Origin of the sequence: Xanthomonas sp. WHRI 7065, from assembly GCF_040203115.2 — a bacterium.
Classification (GTDB): domain Bacteria; phylum Pseudomonadota; class Gammaproteobacteria; order Xanthomonadales; family Xanthomonadaceae; genus Xanthomonas; species Xanthomonas arboricola.
Genome location: NZ_CP168194.1, coordinates 4,869,867 through 4,887,969, shown reverse-complemented (window position 1 = coordinate 4,887,969; position 18,103 = coordinate 4,869,867). Strand labels below are relative to the sequence as shown.

General features: G+C 66.3%; 12 protein-coding genes. 5 read left to right on the top strand and 7 right to left on the bottom strand.

Annotated elements, in window-relative coordinates:
* Window positions 1-37: 37 nt before the first annotated feature.
* Together ABQY64_RS20335 and ABQY64_RS20330 are read right to left on the bottom strand one after the other, a co-directional pair.
* Entirely contained in the window at window positions 38-3,067 is a 3,030-nt protein-coding gene (locus ABQY64_RS20335; RefSeq protein WP_349780242.1) for a TonB-dependent receptor, read from the bottom strand.
* A 134-nt stretch (window positions 3,068-3,201) separates the two neighbouring features.
* Window positions 3,202-4,254 carry a LacI family DNA-binding transcriptional regulator gene (locus tag ABQY64_RS20330; RefSeq protein WP_016904027.1) on the bottom strand — a complete coding sequence of 351 codons (1,053 nt, stop codon included), beginning with the start codon at window positions 4,252-4,254 and terminating at the stop codon, window positions 3,202-3,204.
* A 406-nt stretch (window positions 4,255-4,660) separates the two neighbouring features.
* Between ABQY64_RS20330 and ABQY64_RS20325 the strand changes: the two genes are divergently transcribed.
* From ABQY64_RS20325 to ABQY64_RS20315, 3 genes are all read left to right on the top strand, one after another.
* Window positions 4,661-5,635, top strand: a complete 975-nt coding sequence (locus ABQY64_RS20325) for a hypothetical protein (protein ID WP_349780243.1) — start codon at window positions 4,661-4,663, stop codon at window positions 5,633-5,635.
* A complete protein-coding gene (gene plsB, locus ABQY64_RS20320; protein ID WP_024937637.1) occupies window positions 5,635-8,304 on the top strand; it encodes a glycerol-3-phosphate 1-O-acyltransferase PlsB in 2,670 nt (889 codons plus the stop codon). Before ABQY64_RS20325 ends, plsB begins: the two co-directional genes overlap by 1 nt.
* Window positions 8,305-8,631: 327 nt before the next feature.
* Window positions 8,632-9,612 carry a zinc-binding dehydrogenase gene (locus ABQY64_RS20315; protein ID WP_126968738.1) on the top strand — a complete coding sequence of 327 codons (981 nt, stop codon included), beginning with the start codon at window positions 8,632-8,634 and terminating at the stop codon, window positions 9,610-9,612.
* A gap of 417 nt (window positions 9,613-10,029) precedes the next feature.
* Here the strand turns inward: ABQY64_RS20315 and ABQY64_RS20310 are convergent, their stop codons facing one another.
* Entirely contained in the window at window positions 10,030-10,233 is a 204-nt protein-coding gene (locus tag ABQY64_RS20310) for a YdcH family protein (protein WP_023905744.1), read from the bottom strand.
* 156 nt (window positions 10,234-10,389) lie between these two features.
* Between ABQY64_RS20310 and ABQY64_RS20305 the strand changes: the two genes are divergently transcribed.
* Window positions 10,390-10,962: a hypothetical protein gene (locus ABQY64_RS20305; RefSeq protein WP_039527696.1), complete on the top strand. Its 573-nt coding sequence runs from the start codon at window positions 10,390-10,392 to the stop codon at window positions 10,960-10,962.
* Between the two features lie 189 nt (window positions 10,963-11,151).
* A complete protein-coding gene (locus ABQY64_RS20300; protein ID WP_039520877.1) occupies window positions 11,152-11,505 on the top strand; it encodes a ribonuclease E inhibitor RraB in 354 nt (117 codons plus the stop codon).
* 75 nt (window positions 11,506-11,580) lie between these two features.
* On the opposite strand, the gene ABQY64_RS20295 is transcribed toward ABQY64_RS20300, so the two are convergent.
* The 4 genes from ABQY64_RS20295 to ABQY64_RS20280 all read right to left on the bottom strand — a co-directional run bounded on the left by ABQY64_RS20295 (window position 11,581) and on the right by ABQY64_RS20280 (window position 18,056).
* Window positions 11,581-12,114 (bottom strand): lipocalin family protein, encoded by a 534-nt coding sequence (locus ABQY64_RS20295; protein WP_349780244.1) that lies wholly within the window; start codon window positions 12,112-12,114, stop codon window positions 11,581-11,583.
* Window positions 12,115-12,458: 344 nt separating this feature from the next.
* On the bottom strand, window positions 12,459-13,493 hold the full coding sequence (locus tag ABQY64_RS20290) for a glycoside hydrolase family 43 protein (protein WP_349780245.1): 1,035 nt from the start codon (window positions 13,491-13,493) through the stop codon (window positions 12,459-12,461).
* A gap of 36 nt (window positions 13,494-13,529) precedes the next feature.
* Window positions 13,530-15,017, bottom strand: coding sequence for an MFS transporter (locus ABQY64_RS20285; protein WP_054592248.1), 1,488 nt, complete (start codon window positions 15,015-15,017; stop codon window positions 13,530-13,532).
* A 99-nt stretch (window positions 15,018-15,116) separates the two neighbouring features.
* Entirely contained in the window at window positions 15,117-18,056 is a 2,940-nt protein-coding gene (locus ABQY64_RS20280) for a TonB-dependent receptor (RefSeq protein WP_349780246.1), read from the bottom strand.
* Window positions 18,057-18,103: the final 47 nt, after the last annotated feature.

Sequence of the window (18,103 nt, the reverse complement as noted above, 5' to 3'; positions counted from 1 at the left end):
ACCGGCGCCGAGACGCCGGATACCGCCAACGCAGCCGTTACCAGATGATGCGTGCGCTCATGAACAAGGTCCGTGGCGGAGTGGACATCGCGCCGTACTGGTTGATGCTCACGCGCGGGTCGTACACGCCGGCACTGCCCCAGTCGATGCTGTACTGATCGTAGTTGCGGAAGTTCAGCGCATTGATCAGATCGCCGCGCACCTGCACCGTCACCGCATCGGTGATGTACATGTCCTTGGACAACGACAAGTCCAGCTGGCGGGTGCCGAAGATGTCGCCGCCGGCGATGAACTTGCCGCCGGGCGCATCCACCGAGACCACGCGGATGTTGTCCGAACTCGGGCCGCCGTACTGGTCGTAGGAGATCGCCTCGTTGCGCGGCGGCACCGTGGCCAGGGTCAGCTTGGCCGAGCCGCTGATGCCCCAGAACAGGTCGTAGATGCCGGTAAGCACCAGGCGGTGGCGCGGCACCGCATTGAGATCCAGGAACGGATAGTCGGCAATGGTGGCCGCATCGAATCCGTAGCGATCGTCGTTGCCGCGATTGCCGCGCGCACGCGAGAAGGTGTAGGCCGCGGTCAGGCCCCAGCCGCTCTCCTGCGTATAGGGCTTGTCTGCCGACAGCAGCAACTGGCCGGTCTTGGTCTCCACGCCGTTGTTGCCGATGATCAGGTTGCCGAAGCCCTGCGGCCGCTGCTCGAACGCCTGTGCGCCGTTCTGGAAGAAATCGCCGTTGGCATAGCGGTTGCCCAGGGTGAAGATGAAACCGTCCTTGCTATGGATATACGACAGCGTGGCCGAGGTGTTCCACTCGCCCAGCTGGGTGCGCAGGCCCAGCGAATACTGGTCGGCATACGGCGTCTTCAGATCGTTGTTGAGCAGGTCGATTTCGCCGTTGCGCACGCGCGCATCGACCAGGTTGGCCAGGCTGTCGGGATTGCCCACATAGGTCGGATCGAAGGCGGTGCAGGTACCCGGCGCCGGGACGCAGTTGGTGGGCCCGGCAAAGCGGATCGTGTACTGCGCCAGCGCGGACTTGATCTGCTCCAGGCCCATCACGTCGAACAGGTTGCGGTCGTAGCTGCGGCCGGCACCGCCGAACAGCACCAGCGACTCGTCGCCACGGAAGTCGTAGGAAAAGCCCAGGCGCGGCGCGAAGTTGTTGTTGTCCTGTTTGCGATTGCGGCCGTTGCTGATGTAGTCGTTGATGTCCACCCCGCCCTTGGCCAGTTGCTCGGCGTAGGTGGCGCTCACGGCCGGATCGGTGCCGGGGCCGTTCAAGGCCGCCACCACTTCCGGCGGGGTCACGTTGTCCAAGTACGAGGGAATCTTTTCGCCATCCCAGCGCACGCCGATATTCAACTGCAGCTTGTCGTTGACGTCCCAATCGTCCTGGATGTACAGGCCCAGCTGCTTGCTGGTGGTGGTCACCGACGGTGCGGCACCGGCGAACGGCAGGTTGAAGCGCACCTGGTAGGGAATGACCGAGGTGCCCGCGCCATCGCCCACCGCGTAGTAGAACGACGGGTTGGCCGCAGAGTTCTCGCTCTGGGTCAGCTCCACTTCCTTGTACTTCACGCCCATCTTGATGACGTGGTTGCCGTGCCACTCGAGGTTGTTGAAGGTCAGGTCGTTCTGGAAGCTGGGGCCTTTCTGGCCCTTGCGCTGGATCGCCAGGCCGCTGGTGGCACCATCGTTGAGCAGCACGTCGTCTTCGGCGATGCCGCGCGTGTACACGCTCTGGCTACCCACGGTGTAGGCGGTGGGATTGAACAGCACGTCTTCATAGGACACGCGCGCTTCGTTGACGTAGCGCTCGCCGTAATGCTGCCAGCGCAGGTCGAAGCGCTTTTCGGTGTTGAGGTTGATCTTGGAGGCAATCGCGGTGGTCTGGCCGCCGACGCTGTCGCGGCTTTCCTCGTCGCGGTACTTGCCGGTGAGCTCCAGGCGGTCGTTCTCGCCGATGTCCCAGTCGACCTTGCCGAAGTACAGGTCTTCGTTGAACGGGCGGGTGACCGAGCCGAGCCGGCTCTGCACGCCGGTGGGCAGGTCGTCGCTGAGCGCGCTGAAGCGATCGGGCACGGCCACCGGATCGGCCGAGACCTCGAAGCCCTTGCCTTCGTAGCTGAAGAAGAAATGCGCCTTGTCCTGCACGATCGGCCCGCTCAGCGCGAAGCCGTATTCGTCCTGGTGGGTCTTGCGCTTGCTGCCATCGGAGTTGGGTGCACCGGCGCGTTCGTCGGGCTGGCGCGCGCGGAAATCGGTATTGCTGGTGCGTCCGAAGATCTCGCCGTGGAACTCATTGCCGCCGGACTTGGTCGAGGCCACGATCGCTGCCGAACCGACCTGGTCGAACTCGGCCTTGTAGTTGGAGGTGATGACCTTGTACTCGCCGATGGCCAGCTGCGGGAACGGGTTGCCCGCGCTCTGCTCCTGCCCGGACACGCCACCGAACAGGTAGCTCTTCTGGCCGACGCCGTCGATGTACACGTTCACCGCCGAGCTGCCCTGCGCGCCGCCGCGGATCTGGCTGTTGCCGTTGGAGTTGGTCTCGAACTGCATGCCCGGCACGGTGTCGGCGAACTCCAGGAAGTTGCGTGTCAGCTGCGGCACGGTGCTGATCTGCTTCAGCGACACGTTGGTGCCCACTTCGGAGGTCTTGACCTCCTGCAGCGTGGTGGCGGTGACCTGCACCGCATCCAGCGTGGTGGCATCGCCGGCAGGCGCCGCGGCCGCGCCGCCGCCCAGGTTCAAGGTGACCGACGAGGCTACCGACAGGGTCACGGTCTGCTCACTGCCGGGGCCGGCATCCACCTTGTAGGTGCCCGGGGGCAGGCCGACCAGCGCGTAGCTGCCGTCGGCGCCGGTGGGCACGCGCCGGACGGCGCCGCTGGCCACATTGGTCGCGGTCACGGTGGTGCCGGCCTGTGCTGCCGCAACCTGGCCGCGCAAGGTCGCATTGCTGGACTGGGCCATGGCCGGGGTGCTGGCCAGCAACGAGGCGGCAAGGGCGCAGCACAGCAGGCTGCGCGCCGGCAGGGTGGAGACGGTGCGGTAATTCTTCATGACTTTCCCCCTCCCAGGGGTAAAGCGCGAACCAGCGGAGTGGCTGGCGCGTCGGTACTGCGTCAAGCGGGACAGCTGGCAACAACGGCAAGGACTGCAAGCAACACACGTTCGGCAAAGCGTGGTGGCGCGTTTCAGGTAGGAGGCGCCGCCCGCGGCGCGCTGGACGCGCGCACGATCAGTTCGGGAACCATCTCGGAAAACGCCGGCGGTGCGGCATCGGCGGGCGGGGCGGGCGCATCGACCAGTTGCTGGCCCAGCAACAACTGCAATGCCCGCGCGCCCAGCCCGGCGATATCCACCCGCATGGTGGTCAGCGCCGGCAGCACGTAGCGCGCCATCGGCACGTCGTCGAAGCCGGCCAGCGCGATGTCCTGCGGCACCTTCAGGCCGGCATGGCCGAGCGCGAACAGGCAGCCCAGCGCCATCATGTCGTTGGCCGCGAACACCGCATCCGGGCGCGCGCCCTGTGCCAGCGTCTGGCCGGCGCGGTAGCCGGACTCTTCGTCGAAGTTGCCCGGCAGCACCCACGGCTGCACGTCGGCATCCAGCGCCAGCTCGTCGCGGTAGCCGCGCAGACGCTCGTGCGCATCGAAGTTGTCGGCCGGCCCGGCGATGAAGGCGATGCGGCGGTGGCCGCTGTCGCGCAGGTGCCGGGTCATCGTCCGCGCGCCGCCGTAGTTGTCCACGTTGAGCACCGGGCGCTGGCTGGCCGTGCCGGCGCAGTTGAGCAGCACCGCCGGCAGGCCGCCGGGCAGGGCGTCCTCGTGCACGCCGGAGTCGCCCAGCGAGGGCGACATCACCACCACCCCGTCCACGCGCCCGGGCAGGCGTTCCAGCGCCTTGCGCTGCGCCTGCGGGTCGCCGTGCGAGCTGGACACCAGCAGGTGGTAGCCCTGCTCGCGCGCCACCTGGTCGATGCCGCGGATCAGTTCGGAAAAGAATTCGCCATGCAGGTCCGGCAACACCACCCCGATGGTATGGGTGCGCCGGCTGCTGAGGCTGCGCGCGGCGTGGTGCGGGATGTAATGCAGCGCACGGGCCACCTGCAGCACGCGCTCGCGCACCGACTCGGCCACATGCTGGTGCCCATTCATGGTGCGCGAGACCGTTGCCACCGACACCTGCGCTTCGCGCGCGACGTCCTTGATGGTGACGCTACCGCCTTCGGAGCGTGGCCGACTCATGGCAAAACCTCCAGGACAACGCGGCTGCCGCCGCACGCCGGGAAGGGTCGCACGGTCCGCTGGCGCAGAACGTTCGTGTCACACATGCACATGAATGACATCGGCCCCAACCGATGGCGACCTCAGAGCGAGATGGCGCGCACGCTAGCAGGAACTGCAAGCGCTTACATGATGCGCTGCACCATTGGGCCAAACGCAGGTGGCACAAGGGCTTGGCGGCATCGCCTGGACAAGTTTGTCCGGAAAGGACAACGGCAGTCAATGTCGGACACTGGGCGACAACATGCATGGAACTACGAAAATCTAACGTTTCCGCACCGTACCCGGGCGCACGGTTGTCGCGCGCCTTGCCGCCAGTGCGTTCAGACAGCAAGATGCGCCGATCGATCAGGGGAACAGCGTGCGCATGTCGCCATCCACCGTCCGCGCCGGCCGGTTCCAGTCCATCGCGTGGGTGCTGCTGGCAGCGCTGTGCCTGGGCAGCTGCCAGCGCGCCGACAAGACCGCCGCCTTGCCGGGCGCCAGCGCCGAGCCAGCCGCAGCGATGCAGTCGATGACCCTGCCCTTGCGGCGCAATGACCTGGTCGCCTATGCGCGGATCCGGGTCACACCTGCGCAATACACCCAGCTGGAGACGGCTTGGCGCAGCGGTGCCAGCCGTTGGCCGCTGACCGAGCTACCGCTGCCCAACGAGGTCGGCAGCCTGCTCGGCACTTTGTCGGCGCCCGGCGCCGAGCGCCAGCTGCAGCAGGCCTTCGATGCACAGCTGGCCGGCCAGTCGCAGGGCATCCGCCAGGCCGCGCAGTCGCTGGGCCAGTTCGGCGTGCAATACCTGCGCAGCCGCAGCGACTACCAGCCCGAGCAGCGCGCCCATTATGTGCAGCTGGTCGATGCCCTGAGCGCCTGGGCGGCCACCGCGCCGCTGGCCGACCGCGCGCGCGCCAAGGCCAGCATCGCCGACCTGGTGACTGCCGCCCGCGCCACCGGCATCGGCTCGGACGCCGATCTGCAGCGTTTGGGGATGGAAGAGAGCCTGCGCCGGCTCGGGCCGTTCTGGGCCGCGGCCAAGCAGGTGCTGGAGCGTTACGGCCTGTCGCTGGACAGCAGCCTGGATGCGCTGCGCACCGGCTTGATCAAGCAGGACGGCGACCGCGCCCAGGTGCGGCTGCGCTATCCGCTGGCCGCGCACGACATCGACCTGAGCATCGCCCTGATCAAGCGCGACGGCCACTGGTACCAGCAGCAGACCCAGGACGAAGTGCAGGCGCTGCTCGGCGCTGCGCCGGCGGCGCCCGCAGCCGCCGCCGCTGCAAGGCCTGACACCCCGGTGGCCGCGCCCGCCACGCCCGCCGCCACCGGGCAACGCCCGGCTGGGCGATAATGACCGTGATGCCAGAACAGAATCCCCTGCCGTTCCCGGACGGCCAGCCCGCCCCGCCCAGCGCTGCCGCCACCGATCTCGGTGCCACGACCGCCGCCTTGCCGACCGCCGTTCCGGTTCCGCCGGACGCTGCGCCGTCGATCGCGCCCGCCGTCGCCGCTGCCCGCAGCGCCAAACGCCCGTGGTGGGCGCGCCTGCTCGGCCGCCTGGCCGACCCCTGGCTGAGCCTGACCATCGAACCGGACCAGCCGAGCCGCTACGACGACGGCACGCCGGTGGTCTACGTGCTGGAGGACTACGGCCTGTCCAGCGCGCTGATCCTGGACAAGGCCTGCCGCGAGGCCGGGCTGCCCTCGCCACTGGTGCCGCTGCCGGGCGACCCGCTGCAGCGCAAGCGCGCCTACCTGGCACTGTCGCGGCGCAGCAGCAGCAATTCGCTGATCCCCGAGCAGCGCGGCGGCAAGACCCATTCGGATTCGCTGGCCAAGCTGCTGCAGGCGCATCGCGTGCGCGCCGACCTGGACGTGCACCTGGTGCCGGTGTCGATTTTCGTCGGCCGCGCGCCGGACAAGCAGAGCGGCTGGTTCGCGGTGCTGTTCTCGGAAAACTGGGCGCTAGTCGGCCGCTTCCGGCGCCTGCTGGCGGTGCTGCTCAACGGCCGCACCACCATCGTGCGCTTTGCCCCGCCGATCTCGCTGCGCCAGACCATGGCCGAAGGCCTGCCGCCCGAGCGCACCTTGCGCAAATTGCAGCGCGTGCTGCGCACGCATTTCCGCCGTATCCGTGAGGCGGTGATCGGGCCGGACCTGTCCACCCGCCGCCTGCTGGTGGACCAGGTGCTGGCGGCCGACTCGGTGCGCGAGGCGATCGCCACCCAGGCCAAGCGCGACAACTCCAAGCCGGTCGATGCCTGGCGCAAGGCGCATGCCTACGCCTGGGAAATCGCCGCCGACTATTCCAGCCCGGTGGTGCGCTCGGCCAGCTTCCTGCTGACCCACGTGTGGAACCGCATCTATGCCGGTGTGCTGGTGCATCACCTGGACAAGCTCAAGCAGGCCGCGCCCGGGCACGAAGTGGTCTACGTGCCCAGCCACCGCAGCCACATGGATTACCTGCTGCTGAGCTACCTGCTGTACGAACGCGGCATCGTGCCGCCGCACATCGTGGCCGGCATCAACCTCAACCTGCCGGTGGTCGGCACGCTGCTGCGCAAGGGCGGCGCGTTCTTCATCCGCCGCTCGATCAAGGGCAATGCGTTGTATTCGGCGGTGCTCAGCGAGTACGTCGCCCAGCTGGTGGCCGGCGGTTACTCGATCGAATACTTCGTCGAAGGCGGGCGCTCGCGCACCGGGCGTCTGCTGCAGCCCAAGGGCGGCATGATCGCGATGACGCTGCGCGCCTACCTGCGCCAGCCGCGCAAGCCGGTGCTGTTCCAGCCGGTCTACATTGGCTACGAGAAGCTGATGGAAGGCAACAGCTACCTGGACGAGCTCACCGGCCGGCCCAAGGAGAAGGAATCCATCTGGGGCCTGCTGTGGTCCATCCCCAAGGTGCTCAAGCAAAACTACGGCCAGGTGGTGGTGAACTTCGGCGAGCCGATCGCGCTCAACGACGTGCTGGCCAAGCACGCGCCCGATTGGGACGGCCAACCGCTGCCCGACGACGAAAAGCCCACCTGGCTGGCACCGGCGGTGGACACGCTGTCCACCCAGATCCAGACCCGCATCAACTGCGCCGCCGACGTCAATCCGATCAACCTGCTGGCACTGGCGCTGCTGTCCACGCCCAAGCACGCGATGGGCGAGGCCGACCTGATCGCGCAGATCGAGCTGTGCAAGAAGCTGCTGGCGGAGATGCCGTATTCGGACCGCGTCACCGTCACCCCGCACACCCCGGCGCGCATCATCACCCACGCCGAAGAGATCAACGTGCTCACGCGCGTGTCGCATCCGCTGGGCGATGTGCTGAGCGTCAGCGGCGACACTGCGGTGTTGCTGAGCTATTTCCGCAACAACGTGCTGCACCTGTTCACGGCCTCGTCGTGGGTGGCGTGCTGCTTCCAGAACAACCGCCGGATGAGCCGTGCCGGTCTGCTGCGCCTGGGGCGCACCGTGTACCCGTTCCTGCAGGCGGAGTTGTTCCTGCCGTGGAGCGAGGACCGCTTTGCCGAACGCATCGAGCAGACCATCGACATGTTCGTGCGCGAAGGCCTGCTGCTCAACGTCACCGACGACGATGGCGGCATCCTCACCCGCAACACCGGGCAGACCGACGAGGTGTTCCGCCTGCGTGCGATCGGCCATTCGCTGCAGCAGGCCTTCGAGCGCTATTACATCGCCATCTCGGTGCTGGTGAAGAACGGCCCCGGCGTGCTCGGTGCCGGCGAACTGGAAAGCCTGTGCCAGCAGGCCGCGCAGCGCCTGAGCCTGTTGTATGCCCCGGCCGCCCCGGAGTTCTTCGACAAGACCCTGTTCCGCAGCTTCATCCAGAAACTGCGCGAGCTGCGCCTGGTGTGGCCGGACGAGAACAGCAAGCTGCTGTTCGACGAGCGCCTGGATGCCTGGGCCAAGGACGCCAAGTTCATCCTTGGCCGCGAATTGCGCCACACCATCGAGCGGGTCAGCCCCGAGGCGGTCAAGCCGGACGTGGTGCTGCCGCCGGCCGAGTAAGGCGGCAGTACAAACGCCAGCGTCTCCCTGCGGTAGGTGATGCCGGGCAATGGCAGCGCACCCGCAGGGAAGCGCAGATGCGCACCATGCTTCCCTTCTCCCACCGGGAGAAGGTGCCCGAAGGGCGGATGCGGGTCGGTCAGCACGCAGATTATCCAGCGCTGCAGCTGACCAGAGTCACTCGCGGCGTTGTTCACCAACGCCCGCAACTTCACACAGCAGTTCCGTTCGCTTCATCCGCCTCTTGCAGCAATGCCGATAGCATCGCGCCACCTTTCATCACGATCGGGTGCGTTGGACCACAGGCGTGCCCGGCAGGAGATCTCCATGCGCGCAGCCATCCACACCCAATTCGGCGACCCGGCCAAGGTGCTTGAACTCGGTCAACGGCCCACCCCGCAGCCCGGCAAGGGCCAGGTGCGCATCGCCATGCGTCGCTCGCCGATCCACAACCACGACCTGTGGACGGTGCGCGGCAATTACGGCTACAAGCCGGAGCTTCCCGCAATCGGCGGCAGCGAAGCAGCCGGTGTGATCGATGCCCTCGGCGAAGGCGTCCAGGGCCTGCAGACCGGCCAGCGCGTGGTCGCCGCCGGCGTGCACGAGAGCTGGGCGGAGTTTTTCCTGGCCGACGCGTCCGGCGTGGTGCCGCTGCCCGACGCGCTGGACGACGACCGCGGTTGCCAGTTGATCGCCATGCCGCTGAGCGCGCTGATGCTGATCGAGTTCCTGCAGGTCGAAAAGGGCGACTGGATTGTGCAGAACACCGCCAACGGCGCGGTCGGCAAGACCGTCGCCATGCTCGCCGCCGCGCGCGGCATCAACGTGGTCAATCTGGTGCGCCGCGACGCCGGCGTGGAGGAGTTGAAGGAACTAGGTATCGGCAACGCGGTCTCCACCGCCCGCGAGGGCTGGCAGGACAGCGTGCGCGCGCTGGTCGGCGAGGCGCCGATCGTGCGCGCAATCGACTCTGTCGCCGGCAGCGCGGCCGGCGACCTGATGGGGCTGCTTGCCGAAGGCGGCGAGCTGATCTCGTTCGGTTCGATGACCGGCGAGCCGCTGCAGATTTCCAGCGGCGATGTGATCTTCAAGCAGGCCAGCGTGCGCGGTTTCTGGGGCAGCAAGGTCATGGCCGCCACCAAGCCCGAGGACAAGCGCCGCATGATCGGCGAACTGCTCAAGGCCGCCGTCGATGGCAGCCTGGCCCTTCCGGTGGAAGCGGTGTTCGATCTGGAAGATGCAGCCAAGGCGGCCGCGGCAAGCGCCGAACCGGGCCGCCGCGGCAAGATCCTGCTACGCGCAGGCTGAGGACGGCGGCTCGGGTCGTCTTATGACAGTCGGCGCCTGACGCGCAAAAGCGGTGAGGCGCTTGCACGTCCGCTGACGCGAACAGGCGCCCGGATCCGTTGCCCAGATCGGCCAAAGAGATCGACAATTCTTCAAGGCCGGCATATCAAGCCCCTCTCCCCTCGGGGCGAAGCGGCACAGCTTGCGCGCCACTGGCGCGCGTGCCCTGGAGCGCCCGCGTCGCAAGACGTGGGCCGGGGCGCGCAGCGGGAGTTGGGGTGAGGGTGTGGCCCAAGCGACCAACGCGACACACCTCAGCTCAAGCCGGCGCCATGCCGACAAACCCCTGCCTGCGTCACCAACTGACTCAACCGCCTGTCACCGCGACGTTGATATCCACGACCGCAAAGCAAACCCAGGCGGCCGCACGCACCAACCTCACGCCGGCTCGTCAGGCACCAGCTCCATTTCCAGCCGCGTGATGCAGTCCTTGAGATGCAGCTTGCGCTTCTTCAGGCGCTTCATCTGCAGCTCGTCGTCCATGTTGGCGGGCACGCGCTGGATCTCCTCGTCCAACGCGCGGTGGGCGCGTCGCAACTCGGCGATCTGCTCGGCGATCTCGGCGGGTGAGAGAGTTTCCACGGCTCCGAGCATACACAACCACGGGCCGGCCGCGTCACCTGTGCTTGCCAAGCCGCCCGGGGCTGCGACAATGCATGCGCGCCGTTGGGGAAACGGCGGCGCGCCTGATCCCATCATTGCCGCGCGGCCATGGCCGTCGAGAAAGGAGTCTTTACGATGCGTTTGCGTTCTTCCCTGCTGGCCCTGAGCCTGCTCACCGCCGCCAACCTGGCCAGCGCCGCCGACGTCGCCAAGTACGACGGCTTTTTGTGCTGCAACCTGCGCACCGACGGCAGCTGGATCAGCGACAGCAACTACGCCGAAGACGGCAAGCGCATGCTTCCCGTAGGCACCCCGGTCAGCGTCACCGGCTTCGGTCGCAACCGCGTCAACCTCAAGATCGCCGGCGAAAAGCAGTCCATCGGCAACGATTACAGCCGCGACCTGGACAACACCGCCTTCGCCGCCCGCTATGTCGTCACCGCCGACCCCAAGCTCAAGCTCGCCACCTTCCCGCCCAAGATCCGCCAGGCCATCAATGACGGCAAGCTCACCGGCGGCATGACCCGCGAACAGGTGCTGATGGCCGTCGGCTACCCGATCAGCAGCGAAAACCCGAATCTGGACGCCTCGCTGTGGCGCTACTGGCGCGACAGCTTCTCCGAGTACCAGGTGCAGTTCGGCCCCAGCGGCAAGCTGGTCAAGGTGACCGCGGATCCGCAGCTGATGAATCTGGTTTGGCTGCCGTGAATTGCCCAAGGTGGTCGCACATCGTGCGGCCATCTGCATAGCAGGTTCATTGCCTGAGCAGGCACCTCGAACACCGGGAGACGGTAGGCTCCAGCAGCCGAGGTCTGGATCCTGGCGACACGCGATCAGAGCGCACAATCAGCGCCAGCGCTCTTCCCTGGCCACCGGCCGCCAAAGACCGAAGCTCATATGCAACGACATCCGGACCTGTATCCCAACGACGATAACGGCGACACCCTCTGGCACATTGCCCAGCAAGGCGTGGACCTGTCGAAGCCGCGCGAGATTGCGTTCTCCGTGGTCTTCCCCACGAAGGAGTCGGCCTTGGAGTTCTCGGTGATGCTGCTGCGCTTCGAGCAAAAGGTGCGTTGCTGCCACTATCCGGAAAACACCGCGTTTCCGATGGACGTGACGGTGTATCCGACCATGGTGCCGTCGCACAAGGCGATTTCTGCGTTCGAGGAAGAGCTGGCCGTGGAGGCCAAGCCCCTGGGTGGCCTGAATGACGGCTGGGAGTTTTCCGTGGATGACAAGGACGCCTGACGCAGCCCGTATGCGAGAGCCGGCGATGCAGTCACTGCATCGCTGAGCCCGTTGCACTCTCACCGCGTTACCGCATCAGCGCGGCGATTGCGGTACCCGGCGCAGCTGCGATACGTCATAGCCCATGGCGGCGATACGTTGGACGGCCTGCTGATAGTCGGCCTCGGACACCTGCGGGGTGCGCGCCATGTACCAGACGTAATCGCGCTTGCTGCGCGCCACGATGGTCTGCGCATACTCCGCATCCCGCCAGGCGATCACGTACTCGGCCTTGAACGGCCAGAAGAACTGCATGCTCCACAGCGCACCATTGCCCTCCTTCGCCACCTGGCCGATCGGGTGCATGGACTTGAGCGGCGCCTGGAAGCTGCCCTTGCGGTAGGTGAAGGTGGTCTGGATGCGGCCATCCGGCCGCAGCGCATAGCGCTCCACGGCATCGTAGGCCTTGCGCTCCGGCCGGGTGGGAATGTGCGCGATGACGTACCAGTCGCCCATGAAGCGCGGCACGTCGACGCTGTCTGCGCGGGGCAGGGCGGCACGCGACTCGCTCCCACTGGCACTCCCGTAGACCGCTAGCGTCAGCAACAACAGCATCGAACCACCTCGCATGGCAACCTCCACCAGAAAGAACCCGTAGATAGGCCTACGGAGTTACTGTGCGTCCGGATGCAACCCCATGCGATGCAGTTCCGGACTGAGTGCACGCTGGCGTGGTGTGCCAGCGGCACGACCGTAACGCTCGACATGTCATGGCGGCGTTGAAGCGCCAGGCCGACGCCTTGCGCATGCCAGGAAACGCGCGATCACGCAGTGGTGAGCGCCGGGTCGACGATCAGCCGCAACGAGGATCACGACGCGCTTTGAAAGCGTAGCGGTGACGGGACGTGCCGTTCAGCGCCGGCGGTTGAGCCATGACGCGCTGATAGTCCCGGCAGGCGGTAGCCCGACGGCATTCACCAGGGCGACACCGCGTCTTCCCCATATGGATGAATCGTCGCGATCCTTCCATCCGCATCGTGCTCCAGCGGCGCCATCTTGATGCTGCGCAGATGCGTCTGCCCGCCCGACAGCACAGCGTCGTGATAGAACAGATACCACTGGCCGTCGAGCAGGCAGATGGAGTGATGCGTGGTCCAGCCGACCACCGGTGCGAGCAGCACGCCCTGGTAGGCGAATGGCCCGTACGGGGTATCGCTGGTGGCGTAGCAGATGCGGTGGGTATCGCCGGTGGAGTAGGACAGGTAATAGCGGCCGGCATGGTGGTGGACCCAGGGGCCTTCGAAGAAGCGGCGGGCATGGTCGCCGGCACGTAATGGTGTGCCGTGTTCGTCGAGGATGATGATCTCGCGGGTGGGTTCGGCCAGTTGCGTCATGTCCTCGCGCAGGCGGGCGACGCGCGGGCCGAGTGCGGGCGCGTCGTCTTCGGGTTCCTGATGGCTCTGCGCATAGGCGTTGTCGCGGTAGTGCTGCAGTTGGCCGCCCCAGATGCCGCCGAAATACAGGTAATGCGTGCCGTCGTCGTCTGCAAACACCGCTGGATCGATCGAGTAGGTGCCGGCGATGGGCTCGGGTTCTGCGACGAACGGGCCTTGCGGGCCATCGCCGACCGCCACGCCGATCTGGAAGATGCCGTCGGCACGCTTGGCAGGAAAATACAGATAGGTCTTGCCGTCGCGCTGCGCGGCATCCGGTGCCCACATCTGACGCTGCGCCCAGGGCACGTCGCGCACGTGCAGGACCTGCCCGAGGTCTTCCACCGGCGCGCCGGGATGCGCCATGCGGAAGACGTGGTAGTCGGCCATGTCGAAGTGCGAGCCGTCGTCGCTGAAGGCAACGCCGGCATCGATGTCGTGCGAGGGGTAGATGTACAAGGCGCCGTCGAACACGTGCGCGGAAGGGTCGGCGGTATAGAGGTGGGTGACCAGCGGTGCGGAAATGGCGGTGCGCGCCAGCGCCTGCAGTGCAGCGGTGTGCAGTTCATCGGACATGCGCGTACCTGTGCATGAGGTGGGAGGGAGAGGGCGTCAACTGGTGGCGAGCGCGGCGCTGCGTCGGCGCAGGCCCAGCTCGTGTTCGATGCGGGTTTCCAGCGGCTTGTCGATCTCGTACAGCGCCAGCAACGCGGTGCCGAGCAGGAACGGGATGGACGCATACACGCTGATGGCCAGGCGAATGCCGTTTGTCACGGCATCGCTTTGCAGCGGCAGGGCGGCATCGTAGCCATAGAACGCCAGGATGCCGGCGACCAGCGCGCCGCCGACGCTCAGGCCGATCTTCAGGCCGCACAACATCGCCGAGAAGATGATCGCGGTGGCGCGGCGGTGGTTCTTCCATTCCGAGTAGTCGGCCACATCGGCGATCATCGCCCATAGCAGCGGGATGGTGATGCCGTAGAAGAAGCCGTGCAGCACGTAGGAGGCGAACACCCAGGCGATCGCAGTCGGCGGATACACGTAGAACGCCAGCAGGAACAGCGTGGAGATCAGCAGCGCGCCGCCGAACACGTTGCGCTTGCCGTAGCGATCGGCCAGCCGCTTGGAAAAGCCGATGCCCACGATCATCGCCAGGATGCCTCCGGCGCTGAACACGCTGAAGGCCGAGGTGGGTGCGTCCTGCGGCCATTGCAGCGCGCTCAGGCCGGCGCCGGTAAGCATGCTGTTGATTGCAGCGATGAAGCGGTTGAAGCCGGCGTTGTCCAGGAACAGCGTCAACGCGTTCGCGTCGAGGGTGTACTTGAAGTAGTAGATGTACATCCCGCCCTTCATGGCGAGATTGATGAAGACCAGGATGGTCAGCGACAGCATTACCAGCCAGGGTTTGTTGCGGACCAGATCGGTGAGGTCCTGGCGCACGCTGCTGCGTTGTTCGCTGATCGGCAGCACGCGCTCGCGGGTGGTGAAAAAGGTGATCAGAAAGCACAGCGTGCCGACGGCGGCAAACAGCGCCATGGTGTTGCGAAAGCCCTGTGCCTTGTCGCCATTGCCCAGGATCAGCACCAGCGGCAGCAACAACACCTGGATGATGAACTGTGCAAACGTCACCGCCAGGAAGCGGTACGCCGACAAGCTATTGCGTTGCTCCATGCTGCCGGTGAGCACGCCGCTCAATGCCGAGTACGGCAGGTTGTTGGCCACGTACACCAGCATCAGCAGCGTGTAGGTGGCGAAGGCGTAGGCGATCTTGCCCTGCTCGCCGAGTGCGGGCGTGTTGAACGCGGCCAGCGACAAGGCACCGAACGGCACTGCCGTCCACAGGATCCACGGGCGGAACTTGCCCCAGCGTGTGCGGGTGCGATCGGCCAGGATGCCGATGATGGGCGTGAACACGAACGCGCCGAGCATGCCCACCACGAAGATCAGGGTGGCGGCCACACTCGCCGGGATGCGGAACACATCGGTATAGAAGAACGCCAGGAAGGTGACCAGCGTCTGGAAGATCAGGTTGGCCGCCAGGTCGCCCAGGCTGTAGCCGATCTTTTCGCGCAAGGAGAGCTGTTGTGAGCGATCGTTCATGAGGTGGGGCGGGGCTCAGGGAATGCTGCGGAAAACGCCGCGGCGCGCGCCAGGCTGCCGGTCGCGATGGGAGGTGATCGCGACCGGCGGACACAGCACTCAAAAGGTACCGCGGATGCCGAGCATGACCGTGCGCCCGGGCTCATACAGATCGTAGGTGGCGTTGGGCCAGGCGTAGGTGGTGCGCAGCGGCTCGTCGGTGAGGTTGGTGACGTTGAGGGTGATCTGCGGCTTGGACGGCAGCGACTCCAGCGTGTAGCTGGCAGACAGATCCAGCTGCCCACGCGCATCGGCGTTGAGACGCGCGTAGGGAATGCCGTTCTGGTTGGCGCCGGAGATCACCATGTCGTCGTTCCAGGTGTAGGACAGGCGCACCGAGGCGGCGTCCTTTTCCCAGTACACGGTGCCGTTCCACAGGTTGGGGGCGACGCCGACCGCCACTGCCGGAATGCCTTCGCCTTCGGAGGACTGGGTGACATGGGTGTAGTTCACGCTGAAGCCCAGGCCGTCGACCAGCCGGTCCAGCGGCTGCACCCAGATCGCCTCGGTGCCGCGGATGTTGAGCACGCCGTCGGCGTTGACCTGGGTCTGGACATCCACGGTGGCCGCATTCGGGCCGCCGCGCTGATCCAGGCCGGCCTGCTGGATCGGCAGCAGGCTGTCGTAGGGCACGCCCAGGTCGTTGAAGGGAATGCGCCGCACGCCGTTGACGGTGAAGCCGCTGATGCGCTTGTTGAACAACGTCAGGCCCACATAGCCTTCGCCGCCGGTGTACCACTCGCCACCGAAATCCACGTTGGTGGACAGGTACGGCGCCAGGTTCGGATTGCCCTGGGTTGCGGTCTGCGCGGAAGGGTCGCTGAAGTTGGTGTTGGGCAGCATCGCGCTGGGGTCGGGCCGGGTGAGCGTGCGCGAGCTGGACAGGCGCAGCACCACGTTGTCGGCCACGTCCCAGGCGGCGTTGAACGAGGGCAGGGTTTCCTTGTAGTCCGAATCCAGCACCTGGATGCGGCGGATGCCGTTGATGGTGACAGGGCCGGTGATGGTCTGGTCGGTGGTCACGTAGCGCACGCCGGCATTGAAGCGCAGCGTGCGGTTCCACACTTCGGTTTCCGCGTTGGTTTCGATATAGAAACCCCAGTTTTTCTCGCGGATGCCGCCGGCCGAGGCACCGGTGTTGGCGGAGTTGGTCTCCGGTGCGGAATCGCGCAGCGCGTAGTAATTGGTGTCGCCCAGGAAGCGGTTGAAATCGGCGGTGATGAAGCCATCCGGACCGGGGCGCAGATAGCCGGCCAGCGCCGCATTCGGGATTGCCGAGCCAGGGCCGCCGTTACAGACATTGCCGCCGCCACCGCGGCAGACCACCTGCTCCCAGGCGATACTGTTGTCGAAGCCGCGGATGGTGCGCTCGGCCTGGTCGTAGGCGGCGCCGATCTTGATGTTGCGCTTGTCTTCGCCGAACTGCAGGTCGGCGCGTGCGCCCCGGGTCTCGGTCACGCGTTTTTCGTTCTGGATATTGACCCGGCCACCGCTCCAGCCCCAGCCCAGATTGGGGTCGTTGAGATCGAGCGGGCTGCTGATCGAGGGGCGGTCGCCGCCTTCGTTGCGGTAATCGACGGTGGTGAACGGCGAGGTGACCAGGATGCTGGGCGACTCGCGCTCCAGCCAGCTGCGCGTGGCATTGGCCTGCACGTTGAGCTTGATGTCCTGGTTCTCGCCGAACAACAGCTCGGCACCTGGATTGACGCTCCAGAACTTGACCTCTTCCCGGTACGGGCGCGCTTCCAGGAAGTACTGCGCATTGGCAAACGTGGCGCTGGTGACCACGTTGTTCTGGTCCAGCTGCATGCCCAGCGGGATCATGTTGCCGTTGCGGCCGATCAGATTCATGCTGATCCGCTCGGTTGTGCGCTTGGCTTCCGAATACAGTGTATCCAGGTAGAAATGCATGCTGTCGGACGGGCGCCATTCCAGCGACATCACCGAGGCATCGCGGTCGCGATCGCCATTCATGTAGACGCTGCGGCCCAGCCGCGGAATCAGCGCGTCGCTGATCTGGTCGATGCTCAGACCCGGGTTGCGCGCCAGCAGCCAGGCCGCATCGATGGTCTCGCCGGTGGTCAGGCCGTTGCCGGCGGTGGCCGGCACGCGGTCGGGAATGCGCCAGTTGCCGCCGCCATTGACGTTGCACGCGGTCGGTTGATTGGTGGCCGGGGTGCCGGCAGGCGGGGTAAGGCCGCATTGGGTGTAGGTGAGGCCGGGGTTGGTCCAGCCCACGCTTTCGAAGCCGCGCACGCCCAGCTTGCCTCGGACCGAGGCCACGCCCAGCAATGCGCCGAAGGTGCCTTGCTCGTTGGTCCAGCTGCCCATGAAGGCCCCGCGCGGGGTGGTCTTTTCGCTGGTGCTGTTCCAGTCCGCCTGGGCCTGATAGGTGAAGTGCACGCCGGGGCGATCGAACGGACGCGCGCTGCGCATGTCCACCACGCCGGAGACGCCGCCTTCGAGCATGCTGGCGGTAGGCGTCTTGCTGACGGTGAGCTGGGTGAAGAACTCGGTGGGAAACAGGTTCAGATCGACTTCGCGGTTCTGGTTCTGCGCGTTCAGGCCGATCGAGGCGGTGGCGATGCTGGCGCCGTTGAGCGTGGTCTTGGTGAAGCTGGTGCCCAGGCCGCGGATGGCGATGTTGAGGCCCTCGCCATTGACGTCGCGCGAGAGCTGCACGCCGGGGATGCGGTTGAGCGACTCGGCGATGTTCATGTCCGGAAACTTGCCGATGTCCTCGGCAAACACGGTGTCGGCAAAGCCCACCGAGTCGCGCTTGGCATCGGTGGAAAACTGGATGCTGCGCCGGTAGCCGGAGACGGTGACGGTGTCGAGCTGGGTCACCGCATCGCCGCTGGCAGCGGCGGCCGCGGGCGGTTGTGCGGGGGAAGCGCTGTCGGCGTCGCTGGACTGTGCCCAGGCGGCAGTGCTGGTCATGCCCAGCAGGATGGACCCCAACGCGCAGGACAACGCGGTTTGTGCGTAGCTGTTCTTCACCGTAATCCCTTCCCTAACAGGTGAGCAGATGTCCCACGCATCGCCCC

Bases quoted from the DNA above. Each gene is read 5' to 3' on its own strand.
- ABQY64_RS20335 (WP_349780242.1), bottom strand. From the start codon at position 3,067: ATGAAGAATTACCGCACCGTCTCCACCCTGCCGGCGCGCAGCCTGCTG.
- ABQY64_RS20330 (WP_016904027.1), bottom strand. From the start codon at position 4,254: ATGAGTCGGCCACGCTCCGAAGGCGGTAGCGTCACCATCAAGGACGTC.
- ABQY64_RS20325 (WP_349780243.1), top strand. From the start codon at position 4,661: ATGTCGCCATCCACCGTCCGCGCCGGCCGGTTCCAGTCCATCGCGTGG.
- plsB (WP_024937637.1), top strand. From the start codon at position 5,635: ATGACCGTGATGCCAGAACAGAATCCCCTGCCGTTCCCGGACGGCCAG.
- ABQY64_RS20315 (WP_126968738.1), top strand. From the start codon at position 8,632: ATGCGCGCAGCCATCCACACCCAATTCGGCGACCCGGCCAAGGTGCTT.
- ABQY64_RS20305 (WP_039527696.1), top strand. From the start codon at position 10,390: ATGCGTTTGCGTTCTTCCCTGCTGGCCCTGAGCCTGCTCACCGCCGCC.
- ABQY64_RS20300 (WP_039520877.1), top strand. From the start codon at position 11,152: ATGCAACGACATCCGGACCTGTATCCCAACGACGATAACGGCGACACC.
- ABQY64_RS20295 (WP_349780244.1), bottom strand. From the start codon at position 12,114: ATGCGAGGTGGTTCGATGCTGTTGTTGCTGACGCTAGCGGTCTACGGG.
- ABQY64_RS20290 (WP_349780245.1), bottom strand. From the start codon at position 13,493: ATGTCCGATGAACTGCACACCGCTGCACTGCAGGCGCTGGCGCGCACC.
- ABQY64_RS20285 (WP_054592248.1), bottom strand. From the start codon at position 15,017: ATGAACGATCGCTCACAACAGCTCTCCTTGCGCGAAAAGATCGGCTAC.